This is a genomic window from Metabacillus sp. RB-C-LZQ-3-1, assembly GCF_058315175.1.
Map to the genome: position 1 here is coordinate 260,953 of NZ_JBZFLI010000003.1, position 16,682 is coordinate 277,634.

General features: G+C 36.2%; 14 protein-coding genes. 12 read left to right on the plus strand and 2 right to left on the minus strand.

All coding sequences use genetic code 11. The annotated features are described in order from the left end of the window. The first annotated feature begins 157 nt into the window (after positions 1–157). The 9 genes from AC4GZ8_RS06710 to AC4GZ8_RS06750 all read left to right on the plus strand — a co-directional run bounded on the left by AC4GZ8_RS06710 (position 158) and on the right by AC4GZ8_RS06750 (position 9,492). On the plus strand, positions 158–1,177 hold the full coding sequence (locus AC4GZ8_RS06710) for a Gfo/Idh/MocA family protein (RefSeq protein ID WP_491081045.1): 1,020 nt from the start codon (positions 158–160) through the stop codon (positions 1,175–1,177). Positions 1,178–1,479: 302 nt separating this feature from the next. Next, the gene (locus AC4GZ8_RS06715) at positions 1,480–2,805 is read left to right on the plus strand and encodes an ABC transporter substrate-binding protein (RefSeq protein ID WP_491081046.1); all 1,326 of its coding nucleotides are present in this window, start codon (positions 1,480–1,482) and stop codon (positions 2,803–2,805) included. A 122-nt stretch (positions 2,806–2,927) separates the two neighbouring features. Next, positions 2,928–3,773 (plus strand): carbohydrate ABC transporter permease, encoded by an 846-nt coding sequence (locus tag AC4GZ8_RS06720; RefSeq protein WP_491081202.1) that lies wholly within the window; start codon positions 2,928–2,930, stop codon positions 3,771–3,773. Further along, positions 3,770–4,678 carry a carbohydrate ABC transporter permease gene (locus AC4GZ8_RS06725; protein ID WP_491081047.1) on the plus strand — a complete coding sequence of 303 codons (909 nt, stop codon included), beginning with the start codon at positions 3,770–3,772 and terminating at the stop codon, positions 4,676–4,678. The genes AC4GZ8_RS06720 and AC4GZ8_RS06725 overlap by 4 nt, the downstream gene beginning before the upstream one ends. Before the next feature lie 170 nt (positions 4,679–4,848). Continuing rightward, positions 4,849–5,679: a sugar phosphate isomerase/epimerase family protein gene (locus AC4GZ8_RS06730; RefSeq protein WP_491081048.1), complete on the plus strand. Its 831-nt coding sequence runs from the start codon at positions 4,849–4,851 to the stop codon at positions 5,677–5,679. Continuing rightward, complete coding sequence (locus AC4GZ8_RS06735; RefSeq protein WP_491081049.1) at positions 5,673–6,692, plus strand: Gfo/Idh/MocA family protein; 1,020 nt, start codon at positions 5,673–5,675, stop codon at positions 6,690–6,692. Before AC4GZ8_RS06730 ends, AC4GZ8_RS06735 begins: the two co-directional genes overlap by 7 nt. After that, entirely contained in the window at positions 6,689–7,054 is a 366-nt protein-coding gene (locus AC4GZ8_RS06740) for a sensory rhodopsin transducer (protein ID WP_491081050.1), read from the plus strand. The genes AC4GZ8_RS06735 and AC4GZ8_RS06740 overlap by 4 nt, the downstream gene beginning before the upstream one ends. Before the next feature lie 81 nt (positions 7,055–7,135). Further along, on the plus strand, positions 7,136–8,047 hold the full coding sequence (locus tag AC4GZ8_RS06745; RefSeq protein ID WP_491081051.1) for a helix-turn-helix domain-containing protein: 912 nt from the start codon (positions 7,136–7,138) through the stop codon (positions 8,045–8,047). A 53-nt stretch (positions 8,048–8,100) separates the two neighbouring features. Beyond that, entirely contained in the window at positions 8,101–9,492 is a 1,392-nt protein-coding gene (locus AC4GZ8_RS06750; protein WP_491081052.1) for a sulfatase family protein, read from the plus strand. Between the two features lie 114 nt (positions 9,493–9,606). Here AC4GZ8_RS06750 and AC4GZ8_RS06755 read toward each other — a convergent pair whose 3' ends face one another. Together AC4GZ8_RS06755 and AC4GZ8_RS06760 are read right to left on the minus strand one after the other, a co-directional pair. Beyond that, positions 9,607–11,013 carry a sulfatase family protein gene (locus tag AC4GZ8_RS06755; RefSeq protein ID WP_491081053.1) on the minus strand — a complete coding sequence of 469 codons (1,407 nt, stop codon included), beginning with the start codon at positions 11,011–11,013 and terminating at the stop codon, positions 9,607–9,609. A gap of 103 nt (positions 11,014–11,116) precedes the next feature. Next, complete coding sequence (locus AC4GZ8_RS06760) at positions 11,117–11,752, minus strand: YesL family protein (protein WP_491081054.1); 636 nt, start codon at positions 11,750–11,752, stop codon at positions 11,117–11,119. Between the two features lie 398 nt (positions 11,753–12,150). Between AC4GZ8_RS06760 and AC4GZ8_RS06765 the strand changes: the two genes are divergently transcribed. From AC4GZ8_RS06765 to AC4GZ8_RS06775, 3 genes are read left to right on the plus strand one after another with little or no spacing between them, the layout of a single operon-like run. Continuing rightward, positions 12,151–13,191 carry an autoinducer 2 ABC transporter substrate-binding protein gene (locus AC4GZ8_RS06765; RefSeq protein ID WP_491081055.1) on the plus strand — a complete coding sequence of 347 codons (1,041 nt, stop codon included), beginning with the start codon at positions 12,151–12,153 and terminating at the stop codon, positions 13,189–13,191. Then, positions 13,181–15,019 carry a cache domain-containing sensor histidine kinase gene (locus AC4GZ8_RS06770; protein ID WP_491081056.1) on the plus strand — a complete coding sequence of 613 codons (1,839 nt, stop codon included), beginning with the start codon at positions 13,181–13,183 and terminating at the stop codon, positions 15,017–15,019. Before AC4GZ8_RS06765 ends, AC4GZ8_RS06770 begins: the two co-directional genes overlap by 11 nt. After that, positions 14,988–16,604: a response regulator transcription factor gene (locus AC4GZ8_RS06775; protein WP_491081057.1), complete on the plus strand. Its 1,617-nt coding sequence runs from the start codon at positions 14,988–14,990 to the stop codon at positions 16,602–16,604. Before AC4GZ8_RS06770 ends, AC4GZ8_RS06775 begins: the two co-directional genes overlap by 32 nt. Positions 16,605–16,682: the final 78 nt, after the last annotated feature.

Below are 16,682 nucleotides of genomic sequence, written 5' to 3' on the forward strand. Positions count from 1 at the left end.
GAACAAAAAGAAGGCCAGATAGACCATGATGTCCCAAAATATATGTATTAATATAAAGACAAGAAAGGCTTTAAATGTCTTTAAAGAACATACTTAAGAAAAGACAATCATCCTTATAGGGTAGGAATCCATTATTTTACGAAAAAGGGGGCAAAAAATGCTTAAAGTTGCTGTTGTTGGGGTTAATAACATTGGTAGAATTCATTGTCAAAACTATATGGTAAATCCGGATACTAAACTTGTTTGTGTATGTGATTTGATTGAAGAAAGAGCAAAAGCAATTGCGGATCAGTATGGAATTAGGTTCTATACGGACATGAAGACCATGCTAAGTAATGAAGAAATTGATATTGTAAGTGTTGCTACAGCAGGTACAGAAAATGGAGGACATCATTTCACACCAACTATTTTGGCAATTGAAGCAGGGAAGGATGTCCTCGTTGAAAAACCTATCTCTAATAATATTGAAGAAGCTAGAGAAATGGTCCATTTGGCTGCTGAAAAGAATGTTCGGTTGGCATGTAATCTCAATCATCATTTTGTTCCGGCTGCACATAAAGGCAAAGAGTTAGTTGATAGCGGTAAGTTAGGAACTCTATTATTTATTAATATGAAGCTTACTATTAAAAACCAAAAGGATATGACTCCATGGTTCCATCTCCGAGCGTTACATCCTCATTCTATAGATGTTATACGTTATTTTGGAGGGGAGATTAAACGGGTACAGGCATTTTTAACACAGGCACCGGGACGGACGAGTTGGTCAACAGCTTCTATTAATCTTGAATTTGTGTCTGGAGCAGTTGGACATTTGACAGGAAGTTATGACATGTCTATGCGACATCCGATAGAGTATTGTGAGGTTGCAGGAGATAAGGGCAGATTTACTATAGATAATGTGTATGAAAAATTAACCTTTTATCCTCATGGAAGAGATGAGCAACTAGTACTGCAGAATTCTATTATGACAGGTGTTGGAAGCTTTAATGAAACATTCAAAAATAGACTGGATCATTTTATTAATCAAGTAAAGCAAGGAGTTGCCCCAGATAAAATTGATGCTTCTGGATATGATGCTCTTGCATGTCAGGAAGTAATTGAAGCAGCGATACGATCGCATTTGGAGGATGGAACTGTTATAGAAGTACCTCAAGTTAAAAAAGAAGTTATACAATAATACTTTCAATTAATCATCTAGTTAGAGAACAAAAAACATGATCTATCAGGATGAACCTCATATAAATTCATTTTTCACATAGTAAAAACATCTGCTATTTTCTGAATACTAAGTCAATTGAGTAATGCTTAAAGGAGGTGTTGAATAACGACTTTAAGTACTGATGATTAATCGAACATTCAGGGGGAATAAAAAGAAAATAATTCAATTACGAACTAAATGTAAGCGGTTTCAACAAGTATCAACAATTTTCTACACTATTCGTTAGACGTGAAAACTTTTGGAATCAAGGGGGAATATCGATGCTGAAAATAAAATCAAAACTAGCTAAATTTATCACAACTGGTGTGTTACTCTCAACAATCCTTGCAGGTTGTAGCGGTGGAAATGAAGAGACGAGTGGATCAAGCGGCAGTTCTAACTCTGAAGGGACAATTGAACTTACAATGTTGATGGGAGAAACAGCCAATACTCCTGGTTTCCAAGCAGTAGTGAAAGCCATTGAAGAAGAGCTAAATATTAAAACTAAAGTTGAATTACACCCAGGTGGACCAGAAGGAGAAAATATTATGAAAACACGTCTAGCAACTGGAGATATGGCCGATTTAACCATTTTCAACTCAGGTTCATTGTTAAAAACACTTAATCCAGAACAGCATTTCGTTGATTTAACGAATGAACCATTTATGGACAAAGTAATGGATTCCTATAAAGAAGTAGTAAGTGAAAATGGAAAGGTTTTTGGTATTCCTTCTTCTTCTAGTCAAGTAGGTGCATGGCTTTATAACAAAAAAATATATGAAGAGCTAGGACTTTCAGTTCCGAAGACTTGGGATGAGTTAATGGCCAATAATGAAAAGATTAAAGAATCTGGTAAAACTGCCGTCATTGGGTCTTATGCGACTAGTTGGACATCACAGCTGATTTTGCTTGCTGATTACTATAATGTGCAGGCTCAAGAACCAAATTTCGCAAAGGACTACACTGCTGGTAAAGCAAAATATGCAACATCCCAAGCTGCTCTACAAGGATTTGAAAAACTGCAAGAAGTTGGGGAAAAGGGTTATTTAAATGAAGACTTTAATGCAACAACCTATGACCAAGGTATTCAAATGCTTGCAGAGGGAAAAGGCGCTCATTACCCAATGTTAACACAAGCACTTCCAATTATTGCAGAAAACTATCCGGATAAAGTGAATGATATTGGTGTTTTTCCACAACCAAGTGATCATCCGGATGTAAATGGGTTTACAACATGGATGCCTAGTGCTGTCCTTATTAATAATAAAACAGAACATCTAGAGGCTGCGAAGAAATGGTTAGAATTCTTTATTTCTCCAGAGGGTCTTGAAATTTATGCATCTAAAGCGAAGAACATTGGACCATTTGTTATTGAAGGTGCAGCTATTCCAGATGACGCATATGCAGCTGTAAAGGAAATGATGCCATATTTTGAAGAAGGGAAAGTAGCCCCTGCGCTTGAATTCGTTTCTCCGATTAAAGGTGCTAACTTACCGCAAATTACTCAACAAGTTGGCGGCAGCATTACACCTGCTAAAGAAGGTGCAGAGATGTATGACAAAGATGTTGAGAAGCAAGCACAACAGCTTGGACTAGAAGGCTGGTAATTACTTATTAGATAAAAAATGAAGGAGAGGCTGACACAAAAATGTCTGTTACTTAAGTTTTTTAGCCTCTTCAATTCTTTAAGGAATTAGGAGGGATCATATTGAATAATGTTTCAAAACACATGTACTCTTACGCCTTTCTCATACCTGCAGCTATTATTTACACTGTATTTTTTTTAGCGCCAACTTTTATGTCCATATTCTTTAGCTTAACAAGGTGGACACTTTTTGATTGGGAGTTTATCGGTTTTGAAAACTATATTAACTTCTTCTCAGAGCCCTCCCTGCGGATTGGGTTTAAAAATACGCTTATTTTTGCTTTTACAACAATGGGTTTAAAAGTAGTTATCGGGCTCTTGCTCGCTATTTTTCTCTGCTCCAAAATTCGCAACAAAGGATATCTAAGATCTGTCGTTTTTTTCCCAGTTCTGTTAAGTACCATTGCAGTTGGAGTTGTGTTTAAAGCTATGATGCATCCTACTCTAGGTCTCATTAATAAAGGGTTAGGTTTATTAAACATTCCGGGAATTGACTGGTTGGGTGATACGAAAATCGCACTTCTTTCAGTTGCTATGGTTGACGTATGGAAAGGTGTCGGAATTGCAACGGTTATTTTCATTGCAGGGATTATGGCTATACCAAAACATTATTATGAAGCACTAAAAATTGATGGAGGATCTTCCTTCCAAGAATTTATCCATTTAACCCTTCCATTGTCAAGACCTGCTATGAATACGGTTATCATTCTTGCATTAATCGGCGGATTACGTACTTTTGATCTCGTTTGGGCAATGACGGGTGGTGGACCAGGGTTCACAACAGATTTACTCGCATCAATTGTTTATAAACAATATGCTGGTGGATTTTATGGACTTGCAACAGCGGGTAATGTGCTTTTATTCCTGTTTGTTGGCTTAATTGCTTTTCCAATATTTAAACTGCTTAATCGTAAAGAGGTGGATATATGAGTATCAAGCATGAAGATAGCAATGTAGTTATTCAAAATAACTATCAAACTCAAGCAAAAGCAAAGAGAATAGGCGGAATGAAGAATCTAAAACTATTATCAATTGAAACCTTTGCCGTTTTGGTGTCACTCGTTATATTCGGAATCCCTTTTTACTTTGTTATCATTAATTCACTTAAAAACAGCACAGAAGCTGCTGCGATGAATTTATCTTGGCCAAGTACGTTTCACTTTATTGAAAACTATAAAGAGGTTCTTACTGTAAATGATGGTGTAGTTATTCGAGCCTTCTTTAATAGTGCATTTATCACGATTTGTTCGTTAGCGATTTTAATTCTTGTGTGCTCAATGGCTGCTTTTGTTTTACAGCGCCGTTCTAGTAAATTAACTGAGAAGGCAAATTATCTCATTCTAATGGGATTAATGATACCGCCTGCTATTGTACCAACAATATGGGTTCTCCAGTCAATTGGATTGTTTAAAACCTTTCCGGGAATTATTTTACTTGAATCCGCTTTGCATTTCTCGTTTGCATGCTTACTATACAAAGCATTTATGGCAACCATTCCTCGTGAACTTGATGAGGCTGCTTTAATAGATGGATGCAGTAGTTTTAGGTTGTTCTTCCAAATTATTTTTCCGTTATTAAAGCCAGTAACTTCAACAATTATTGTTTTATCGTCCATCCAAATTTATAACGATTTTGAAAACATGCTTTATTTTTTTCCGGGTGCAGAAAATGCAACCGTCCAGTTAACACTTTATAATTTCCTAGGTATGTACGGTACTTCCTGGCATTTATTATTTGCAGATGTTCTATTAATCTCAATTCCGCCACTGATTCTGTTCATATTCTTTAATAAGAAAATTGTGGCTGGAATGACAGCTGGAGCAGTGAAAGGATAAACATCAATTAATAAATGGCTTAATAGACCCTCGCGAAGGCCACATAAACAATGAGCCGAGAATCTTTTCAGTTTACTATGTAGATATAGGGGTGGGAAGCCTGCAAAGGATTCTAAAAATGTAAACGGATTCAGTTTTAGGGATAACAATCAGATAAAGGGGAGATAAGAATGAAACTTGGCGTTAATTCAGTACTATTTGGCGGATATGATTTAAAAACAGCTGTCAAGTATATCAAATTTAGCGGATACAAAGGAATCGAATTAGCTTCTATAGTTGGGATGGCAGAGCACTTAAGTGATACAGCAAGTGATGAAGATTTATCTGAAATAAGGAAGGTGATTGAAGAGGCCGATCTAGACATGTATTGTATTGAAGCTGCTACAAATATATTAGTACCGGAAAATATGGAACGGACTAAAAGAGTGTTTGAGAGAGCGGCAAAATTAGGCATTCCTATTGTCACGGTAGGAAGTGCCGGTGAGTCTGATAATGAAGAGAAAACGGAAGCTTCTATTCTAGCAATAGAGGAATTAGCTCAAGCAGCAGGTGACGCAGGGATAAAATTTGCCCTTAAATTACATTATGGCCAAAGCATTTATAATACAAAAACAGCTCTTCGTCTTATGAATGAAGTGAAACATCCGGCTCTTGGATTGAATTTTGATGCAACGCACGTCGGACGTGTTGGTGATGATCCGGTAGCTGCTTTTGAAGCCCTTAAAGATCATATTATTCATAGTCATATTCGGGATACTTTTATTGAACAGTTGACGATTGCGGCACCAGAATATCAAATTGCAGGTAGAGGGACTGTTCCTTTAAAAGAAGTAGTAAATAAAATGGTGGAAGTTGGATATGAAGGTGCTACTGTTTTAGAGATCATCGGTGCAAAAAATTATGAATTACCAAAGGTTGTTGCAATTGCAGCAGAAAGTCATGGATATTTAAGCCGTTTATTCCAGGAAGCTAAGGAAAGAAAGGAGAATGTAACATGTTAAAAGTTGCTGTCGTTGGGGTTGGAAATATTGGGAAAATTCACTGTCGCTACTATAGTCAAAACCCGGATGTTGAGCTTGTTGCTGCATGCGATCTTATTGAAGAACGAGCAAAAGCGATGGGGGATTTATACGGATGTAAGGTCTATACGGACATGAAAGAAATGTTAAGGCAAGATGAGATTGATATTGTCAGCATTGCAACAGCGGGAGAAGAAAATGGAGGAGACCATTATGAATCTGCTATTATCGCGATCGAAGCGGGAAAGGATGTTTTAGTAGAAAAGCCGATTTCGAATAATATTGAAGAAGCAAGAGAAATGGTCCGTTTAGCAGCAGAGAAAAATGTCCGATTAGCTAGCAATTTAAACCATCGTTTTGTTCCTGCTGCTTATAAAGGAAAAGAGTTAATAGAAAGTGGTGAGCTAGGGTCACTACTATATTTAAATATGAAACTAACGATTCAAAATCCGAATGAAACAAGTCCGTGGTTCCATCTTCGTGCCCTGCATCCGCATTCAGTCGATGTATTACGTTATTTTGCAGGTGATATTAAAAGAGTTCAGTCCTTTATGACAAAAGCACCTGGACGGAATATTTGGTCCACTGCTTCTATCAATCTTCAGTTTGCATCTGGCGCTGTAGGTCATTTAACAGGAAGCTATGATTCTGCTGGGCGCCATCCGATTGAATATTGTGAAGTAGCAGGCAATAAAGGCAGGTTTGTGATCGATAATGTTTATGAAAACTTCACTTTTTACCCACATGAAAGTGATGAGTTGTTGGTGCTTCGTAATTCAATTATGACAGGTGTGAGTAGTTTCCAAGAGACATTTAAAAATAGACTTGACCACTTTGTTAAACAAGTGAAAGAAGGGGTAGCACCTGATCAAATCGAGGCTTCCGGTGCACATGCATTAGCAGGTCAAGAGGTTATTGAAGCTGCAATCCGCTCTCAGATGGAGGATGGTGCCGTTATTGAGGTTCCTCAAATTAAAAAGGAAATGCTGCAATGATCGGAAAGAAAAGCTGGATTATCCCAGATGGTTTTTTGCAGCCCAAAAGTATAGGTGAACAGGTTAGCCATGAAGCAGTATGTGTTTTAAATTTAACAGAAGAACATGCATCAATTCAGTTAACCTTTTATTTTGAGGATCGAGATCCAATGGAAAGCTTTAACACAGAATGTGGAGCAAAGAGAACACATCATATACGTCTAGATAAAATTGAAGATCAAAAAGGAAACCAAGTACCAAGAAATGTACCGTATGCAATAAAAGTAGATAGCAATGTTCCTATCGTTGTCCAGCATAGCAGGCTGGACACTTCTCAGGAAGCGTTAGCGTTGTTTACGACAATGGCATACCCAACAGAATAGCTTTAAATTGTAAGATGTCGATAGCTGATAGCCTGTAAGAATTCACTGAGAATATTGGATGGAAAGAGGGGCGGAATCGTATTGAGATACAATAGTAGCCAGTATATGAAGGTAAAAGAATTTCCCTTTTGTATTCATCGCTATGTTCATACTAACCTTAATATGCCGCCTGTCCATGGTCATGATTTTGTAGAGCTAGTTTATGTAGTTGATGGCGAGGCAAAGCATATTTTTGAAGGAGAACATTACGATGTTTCTTCCGGAAATGTGTTTATTATTAATCCTGGCGAAGTACATACTTATTTTATTGAGCCAGGAAAAAGGCTAGAGATAATAAACTGTCTCTTTATGCCGTCTTTTATTAACAAAGTTTGGTTGCGTAATTTAGGAATATCTGAGTCAATGGACTATTACTATATACATCCATTTTTAGATAAACGTGAGCGTTTCCATCATTCTTTACATTTAAAGGGGAATGACACGGTACGTGTTCTTTCTCTATTAGATGGCATATCAAATGACTTTGAGGAAAAGAGGACCGGCTACCCAACGCTTATCCGACTACAACTAATCCAATTGCTCATTCAGTTATCTAGAATTTATGGAGAGCAGCAGAATACATCAACAAACCATTCCGTTATGCGTATTCAGGAAAGAAAGATGCTTGTTCAAAGAATCTGCGGTTATTTGGAAAGACATTATGATCAAAAGGTTTCTCTTGCTATTTTATCTGATTTATTCAATATAAGTTCCAGACATCTTAACAGAGTATTTAAAGAGGAGACTGGTAAAACAGTCATTGAGGCTGTCCACCAAATTCGAATTGAAAGAGCAAAATGCCTTCTTACTGAATCAAATGAAAAGATAATTTCAATTGCAATGGAAGTCGGGTATGATGACCCTGCATTTTTCACTCGTTTATTTAATCGGCAGGTTGGCTGCTCACCGGGGAAATTTCGGGACTCGTTTATAAGGGATGAAGCTATTCATTAGATTTCAATAGGAAGTTTCGATATATAGTAAATCTAAGCTAGGAGGGGAAATTAATGATGAAAAAACCAAATGTTATTGTATTCGGTATAGATAGTTTAAGACGAGATTATATGAGTAGTTACGGATACCACAGGTTAACAACTCCGCATATGGATAAGATTGCAAGGGAAGGAGTTCTATTTGAGAAGCACTTTAGCCCAAGTATTCCAACTACTCCTGCTTATGCCTCTATGCTGACAGGAATGGATTGTTTTGGAACTGATGTAGTCGCGTTACGACACGAAGGTCCTCTAGGAGATCATGTCCAAACTTTAGCCGAAGTTTTAGGTGATAATGGTTACAATACAACATGTGTTGGATTTACCGGAAATCCTTCTTCCAGAGGATTTGATCGCTACTTGGATTATGAGGCATGGGTTCCTGATGAAACAGGAAGATGCCCTAAAGCAGAGAATTTAAATGAAGTTACTATTCCAGAATTAAAACGACTAGCTGGAAAGGAAGAGCCTTTTTTCTTATTTCTTCGTCATATGGATCCACATTCACCATATCTTCCTCCACGACCTTTTGAACGAATTTTTTATGATGGAAATGAAAAAGACCCTGAAAATAAATCAATGGATCCTGTTTATAATTTTAAACCGCATGCTGACTTTTTAAAATCTTGGATTCCAGAGGGTGTAACGGATGAGAAATATGTTTCAGCTCAATATGAAGGAGCTATTGCGTACATGGATACTTGTATCCAGAATATCTTTGCAACCGTAGAAGCTCTTGGAATTGAAGAGGAAACTTTGATCGTCATTACATCTGATCATGGTGAGACACTTTATGAGCATGATTGTTATTTTGATCACCATGGAATGTATGATAATTGTTTAATAGTTCCATTAATTTTGAAGTTTCCTGGAAAATTACCTCAAGGGAAACGGTATTCAGATGTAAGTCTAATTCAGGACATTATGCCGACAATCCTTGAATTAGCTGGGGTTGAAACAAATATTGAGTTTAATGGACGTAATCTTGTTAAGGTAATAAAGGGAGAAGAGATTCCTAAAGTAACTGAGTTCTATATTACGGAATGTACTTGGATGCGGAAGCATGGGTGGAGAACGCCTGAGTGGAAGTTAATACAGGCTCTTGAACCGGATTTTCATTTTAAACCAGAGATCGAACTTTATAATCTAATAGATGATCCGGAAGAGAATAATAATGTTGCTCAAGAAAAACCGGAGATTGTAGCGATGCTTCAAAAGAAAATGGCAGATCATATCGCGAAAAGAGAAGATCAAACAGGACGAATCAATCCAATGGTTAGAAACATAAATTATCATGGTCAAGGTGGAGGACCAATCAAGACATCTCAAGAAGCGTATGAAAAACTATATCTTGGTTCGATCACTAATGCACGAGCTATCCAGGCCAAAGAAAAACAGGATGCTTAGAAATACCTAAAGAACAGGGTCAATATGATCCTGTTCTTTTTACTTGATATTTGAGTGTACAACTTCTAATAGATAACAAAAGACGCCCTAATTATAGGACATCTGGTTTATCAACTATGAACGAGTCGTAAGTTCTAATCTATCACGGGATGGATTTTTTTTCCAAGCATCCCATGAAAGATTTGATTCCGAAAGGATTTTTTCAATTCTCTTTCGAAATGGAAGTCCTTCCTTTTCTAATTGAATCATCATCGGATCTTCTTTACCTTGTAAAACACTGTTTACCCAATGATTCAAGTCCGTCTCAAACTCTTCTGCTAAATCTGTAAGTGTTTCTGCTAGATTTATCGTTTCCTCAGGGTCAGAAGATAGATCATATAACTCTCTTTGAGGCCGTGTGAAAGGACCGCTATCATAGGTATGGATATACTTGAATTTTTTTGTACGTATACCCCTCGCTGCTTGCCAAGCACATTCACTTAGATAAACTTTAGAGTGAGTGCCTTCCTCATGGCCTAAAATAGAAGGCCATAAGCTTCGGCCATCAAGATCATTCGGAACGCTTATAGGCTCTAAGTCCAAATGGAGGTTATCAGAAACCGCTTCCAAAATTGTTGGGAAAAGATCCACTTGTTGGATAAGTCCTTCAACTCTTCTGCCCTGCGGGATATGTCCGGGCCATCTCATGATGACTGGCACTTGAACAGTTGTATCATATAGTCCGCAGTGATCCCAGTATATATCATGCTCTGTTAAACTCTCTCCATGGTCTCCAAATAAGACAAGAAGGGTGTCATCTTTAATACCCAACTCTTCTAAATAATGATCAAGTTCTTTAAGTTTGTTATCTAAATAGAGGATTTCAGCATCATATAAGGCATTGACATATTCAGCATCCGTAACAGGACCTAACAAATCAAAATGGTGGTGCTTAAAAAATGGATAAGCCATATGGTTATAAGCAGGATTCATACTATTGTTGTGTATATCATAAGGGTCTTTATCTTTATCATAAAAAAGGGGGATGTACTCTTCAGGTGGTAAATATGGAGTATGAGGATCCCAATAGTGAAGAAATAGAAAAAAGTCTTCATCCTTGTGTTCCTTAAGCCAAGGCATCGTCAACTCATTAATCGTCTGTCCATCAATCCAGCGGTTTTTTCCTACACTATTTGTATAATATCGGAAGCCTCTTGCGAACCACTCTTTTAATTGATAAAGATTATCTACTGCTCCCGTCGTAAAACCCGCTTTCCTAAGCATTGTTGGAAGCCAATTTATCGTCTTTGGAAGATTTGTTAGCTCAGACCCATGTGAAACAATACCAGTACGAAGTCCGATTTTTCCTGTGAAAATAGAAGTGTGAGCAACTTCAGTCGGGATATCAGAAGCAAAGGCATTTTCAAATAATACGCCTTCTGTTGCGATTTTATCTATATATGGACTTGTTGGCTTATGATAACCGTAGCTACCTAATCTCTTTGCACGAAGTGAATCAAGTGAGATCATAATTATTTTCATGGTGCAGCCCCCTTTGTCTATAACTTATGAATATTATAAATGAAGGTAAGCAGAATTTTCGAAACCGATTCAGCCATGTGAATAGCCAATTCGGCCATAAAGCTTATGAATTTTGAGAAGTTGCCTCCTTTTCACGTTGTTTCAAATTTGAAAATGCATGATAAGAGGACCACATGATCATAAAACCCGTCAAGCTCCCGCCAAAAAGAGGGGCTAAACCAGGATAATAGGATATTGCAAAATAGATGATCATACATCCTGCAATCATCATGATTGTTGAAAGCGGAGAAACACTCATAATAAATAGAGTTGTTTTTAGAACACGAACTATTTTCAGATCATAATGAACAAATACGGGAAAAACATAAAAAAGAAATACTATGTACATAAAAGAAATCATTAAAAGCGGGTAGCGCAGCCAAAGTATAGATTCGCTTTGTTGATTAAGAAGGATGTAATATAGAAAGATTGTTAATCCGAAGAAGGCCATAATAAAACCAAGCAAATTACTACGAAGAAAGTCCTTCTTGTAAGATTGCCAAAATGTTTTAAACATAGGAATTTCGGTATCACCCATTAGCCATTTTCTTATGATAAATAGCATAGCTGCTATTGCAGGGAAGATTCCCAAAATAAGTATTCCTAAAAAAGAAAATGCAATAAACAAAATGTTTAAATAAAGCAGTTTTAATATCCATTCGGAAATTCTTAAAATATTAAATCCAGATATATATTGCATAGATTCACCCTCCCAAAGAGTAGTTAAAGCATTGAAACCGATTACATTTTTGAGATTTGTAGATAACGATATTAACTTAAATTATAACAAGTAATCGAAAGGGCCACAATTTATAAACTGAAATGTAAGATGAAAATAAAATGGCCGGATCAACTTTGTTAACAAAATAAAATCTAGGTATGATTGTAAAATTAGTGAATAATGACTTTCTGGGGCCTTCACTTTTTGTATAGACACCTCTAAGGATTAATTCATATACTTCATGATTATTTAAAGGTATTCAAAACATAATATTCTCTTATTTACTTAATTTATAATAAACTATTCTATAGTTACTGATATAATAAAATTTGAACTTCTATTTAAATATATATAGTAAACAATGAGGTGAGAATTCCATGCGATTTCGAATTTTTCCCATCCTATTCTTACTTCTAATTGTAAGCGGGTGCAATACCAATTTTGATTCATCAAAATATGAGATCATATACAACGGAGAGAAGAACAAAAAACAGGAACAGCCTGTTCAAAACAATCCAAATTACACAATTGCTATTGTACCAAAAGTTACTGGGATCCCTTATTTTAACGCAGTAGAAGAGGGGGCAATGGAGGCTGGAAACGATTTAGATGTGGAGGTTTTTTATTCAGGTTCATTGATAGCTGATTGGGAGCAGCAAGAGGCTATTATTAATGGATATATTGAACAAGGTGTAGACTTAATAGCTGTTTCAGCAAATGACCCCGAAAAGCTTGGGCAAGTCTTAACGAAAGCCAAGCAGCAGGGAATCCGAGTGATTACATGGGATTCAGATACGAATGAACAATATAGAGAAATGTTTATCAATATGGTTGATCCTGAGGTTTTAGGGCGTCATATTATGGATACCCTTTCATCCCGGGTAAATGAGCAAGGGAGTTATGCCATTATTACAGGTGCAAGTGATGCAGCTAACTTAAATGAATGGATCGAGTGGATGAAGCTTCATCAAAAGGAGAATTACCCTAGTATGAAACTTGTGGAAATCGTTGAGTCAAATGATGACCCGAAACAAGCTTATAAAGCCGCCAAAGAGTTACTTAAAAAATACTCTGATTTGAAGGGGATTATAGGAAGTTCATCTGTAGGTCCGCCTGCGGCATCTCAAGCTGTCCGGGATGTTAACAAAGCAGGTGAAATGACCATTGTGGGCTTATCAACACCTAATTTGATGAGAGAATATATAAAGAATGGGTCTGCACAGGTTGTGACCTTGTGGAGTCCGAAAAAGCTTGGCTATTTAACAGTTAGTGTGGCAAAAGAAATTTTAGATGGTCAGGAGATTCAGGATAATCAATATATTTCAAATATCGGAAATATTCGTGTGAAAGAAGATACTGTCATCATGGGGCAACCAATTGATTTTACAAAGGAGAATATTGATCAGTATGATTTCTAGAATAAAGGAAGCGGTGCATCTAAAGCACTTCCGCCTTAAGACAAAATTAATCATTACGTATATTCTTCTAACCGTTATTCCGATGGCTATATTAGGGTATATCACCTATTATCAAAATACAAAAGCAATAGAGGAGGAAGTGGGAGAGTACGTACCAAGGCTTTTAAATCAGGCAAATAAAAATATTGAAAATGAAATTAATGAGCTGGGGAATTTACCCAATCTTATTTACAATTCAAGTGATGTTATGGCGATCTTAAGGACAAACCCTTATGATGAGTGTTCTTCTTTGCTGGAAGACCAATTTACAATAGAGAGCTTTCTCTCTAGGACTTATTTAGGGAGTAATAATGATAATATCTTAGGGGCTTTTTTGCTTTCAAAAAATAGATCATTTATTAGTACTCGTGTATCTTATGAAGGCTTTGATTTTAGTGACCATACATTTCCATATGGAGAGGCGCATGATTTAGGAGGAGATACAAAAGTACTCCTGCCAAGTCAAGTTAATTTGTCCTTCGAGGGAAACCCTCCATATATGCTCCTTGTAAAGGATATTGTGGACCTCGATAATCGAAAAAATCTTGGAACATTATTTTTAGCGGTCAAATTAACTTTTATAGAAGAAATACTTGAAGATTTAGATGAAGAAGAAAAAGCAATGATGTGGCTAATGGACAGTCAAGGCCAAATTATTTACCATCAAGATCATACAAAGATTGGTTCATATTTTGAAGAAGTTCATCATTATCCTCTTCTCAATGGAAGCTTTCGTACAAATGATGAACAAGATAGAACATTAATTAGTATCAATCAGTCTGAGAAACAGGAATGGATTCTTGTTCACAGTATACCAATTAATTATTTAACAGAGAGGACAGATGTTGTTAAAACTGCTGCAATGATTATTTTTGTTATTCTTGTGATCATTACAACTTTCATCTCAATTAGTGTCGCTTGGAGTGTAACAAAACCAATCAATATTCTAGGAAAAATCATGAAGGATGTTGAAAGCGGTAACCTTGATGTAAAAATCCCAATTCATTCAAAGGACGAAGTAGGAGTTTTAGCAACTAGCTTTCAATCAATGATCAGCAGAATAAGGGAATTAATAAAGAAGAATTATCACATCGAGTTACGTCAAAAAGACGCAGAACTATATGCGTTGCAGTCGCAAATAAACCCTCATTTTATGTATAACACGTTAGAAACAATTGGTGCTGCTATTGAAGACGGTGAGTCTGAATTAGTAGTGGATATGGTAGCGATTTTAGGAAGAATGCTTAGATATTCACTTAGTAATAAAGATAGAATTGTCCCAATTTCAAAGGAAATTCTTCATATAGAAGATTATTTAACTATACAGAAATTTCGCTTTGAAGAGAGAATCTCTTTTCATATTGATCAGAACAAATATGAAGAGGATTACTTGACTCCAAAATTTATTTTACAACCAATCATTGAAAATTCGATTAAATATGGGATGCAAAAGAGAAAATCCCTTCATATTGAAATAGACGTAATCCATGAGACTGATCATTCAATATTATTTGTTATTAGAGATAATGGCCCGGGGATTACTGCTGAAAAGCTTAAAGAATTGAATCAGCTATTAGACAAAAACCCTATTATTAAAAGGGATTCAGGCTTTGGGATTACAAATGTCCATGCACGAATTGTTATGATGTATGGATCAGAGTATGGAATCACGATTGAAAGCAAGATAGATGAGGGAACAGTGGTAACGATAAAAATTCCACAGATGATAAAAACGCAAGAGAAAATGGTGATCGATCATGACCGTGATAAAAACAATCATCGTAGATGACGAAAGTAGAATCAGACGCAGATTAGAAAGACTCGTTCAATCCTGCGGGGAAGACTGGGAAATTATTAAAGTCTTTTCAGATGGTAAAGAAGCATATGAAGAAATTAAAAGGCAATCTATTTCTTTTGATTTACTTATAACAGATGTTCAAATGCCTGAAATGGATGGACTCACCTTAATTAATGAATTGAAAAAAATACATTCATTTACTTCACTGATTATTAGTGGCTATGATGACTTTACTTACCTTCAAACTGCCATGCGTGAAGGGGCAGTAAATTATATTTTAAAACCGGTAGATAAACATCAATTTGCTGAGCAATTAGAAGAAGTAAAAGCAAAAATATATGTCAAACAAAGAGAACAACAAGAGTGGAGTGATATTCAAGGGAGGGCAACACAACTAACTTATACGAAGCAAATACAGTTATTAAGTGAAATCACTTGGAATGCCGATTTAGATTTATCGGTATTAGATTGGACAAAGGAATTTCCAGAAGGGGATTATCAATTAATATATATCAGTGTTGACCAGGACGAATCATTAATAAAAAACGTAGATTCTACACAAAACTGGGATTTGAAATTCGAAGAGATGCTCAAACAAAGAGTTCAAATAGCTGTAGAAGATATGGATTACTGGTGGTGGAGAAGTGGAAAACTTCAATACTGGGTATTATTTCATTATGATGATACAAGAAAAGGAAAGGTCGATCCATTAATTGAACAATTCAAATCCGATGTACAGAAATCAACGCCGTTTACAGTTTCGATCGGATTAGCTGAATCCTTTCAAGAGCTAAGTTTAATGCCTAACATAAAGGATCAGCTTTTATCTTTGCTGCAGTACAGGATCATACAAGGGGGAAATAAGATATTTCATCAAAATCTGCTTGATGGTTTGAATGCTAAAACCCAGCCCCAAAATGTATCGTCTACTTTATATAAATACGTTCAACAAATATTATCATCATTAGATGGTAAAAGTGAAGCTGTAACTGCCCAAGCTATCCATCAGCTGTTTAAGGAGTTAGAAAGCATAAGTTCTCCGAAAGTTATAGAGGATGCGATTCATTATTTATGTCTTCAAATCTTTAATAAGTGTATGGTGATCGATGGTTTTGGTGAAATTTCAGAGCTATTATCTCATGCTTTCCAACTTACAAAAAAAGCAGGGAATTTCAATCAACTTAAAGAGAGTATTAAAAAGTGGATCTTTGAGATAAAAGGGAGAGTAGATACCAGTAGAAAACTTGATTCAGATCCTATCCAACGTGCGAAAAATTGGATTCAAGAAAACCTTGGGGAGCATATAACAATAAAGGAAATTGCTGAACAAATCTATATGAGCCCAACCTATTTTAGTAATTATTTTAAAGCACAAACGGGTGAGACAATTTTAGATTATATAACGAAATGCCGGTTAGAAAAAGCGAAGGAGCTTCTGGAAATGACAGACATAAAGATTTATGATATTTCTTCCCAGTTAGGATATCAGGATACAAAATACTTTAGTCGGCTTTTCAAACAATGGTATGGTCAAACTCCTTCCCAATATCGTGAATATCATTCTAAAAAACACTAAATCTCATGTTAGATTTAGTGTTTTTTACATTAATTCGAAACCCCTTTCAAACATCGTAATATTCACCCCCCTACCTTA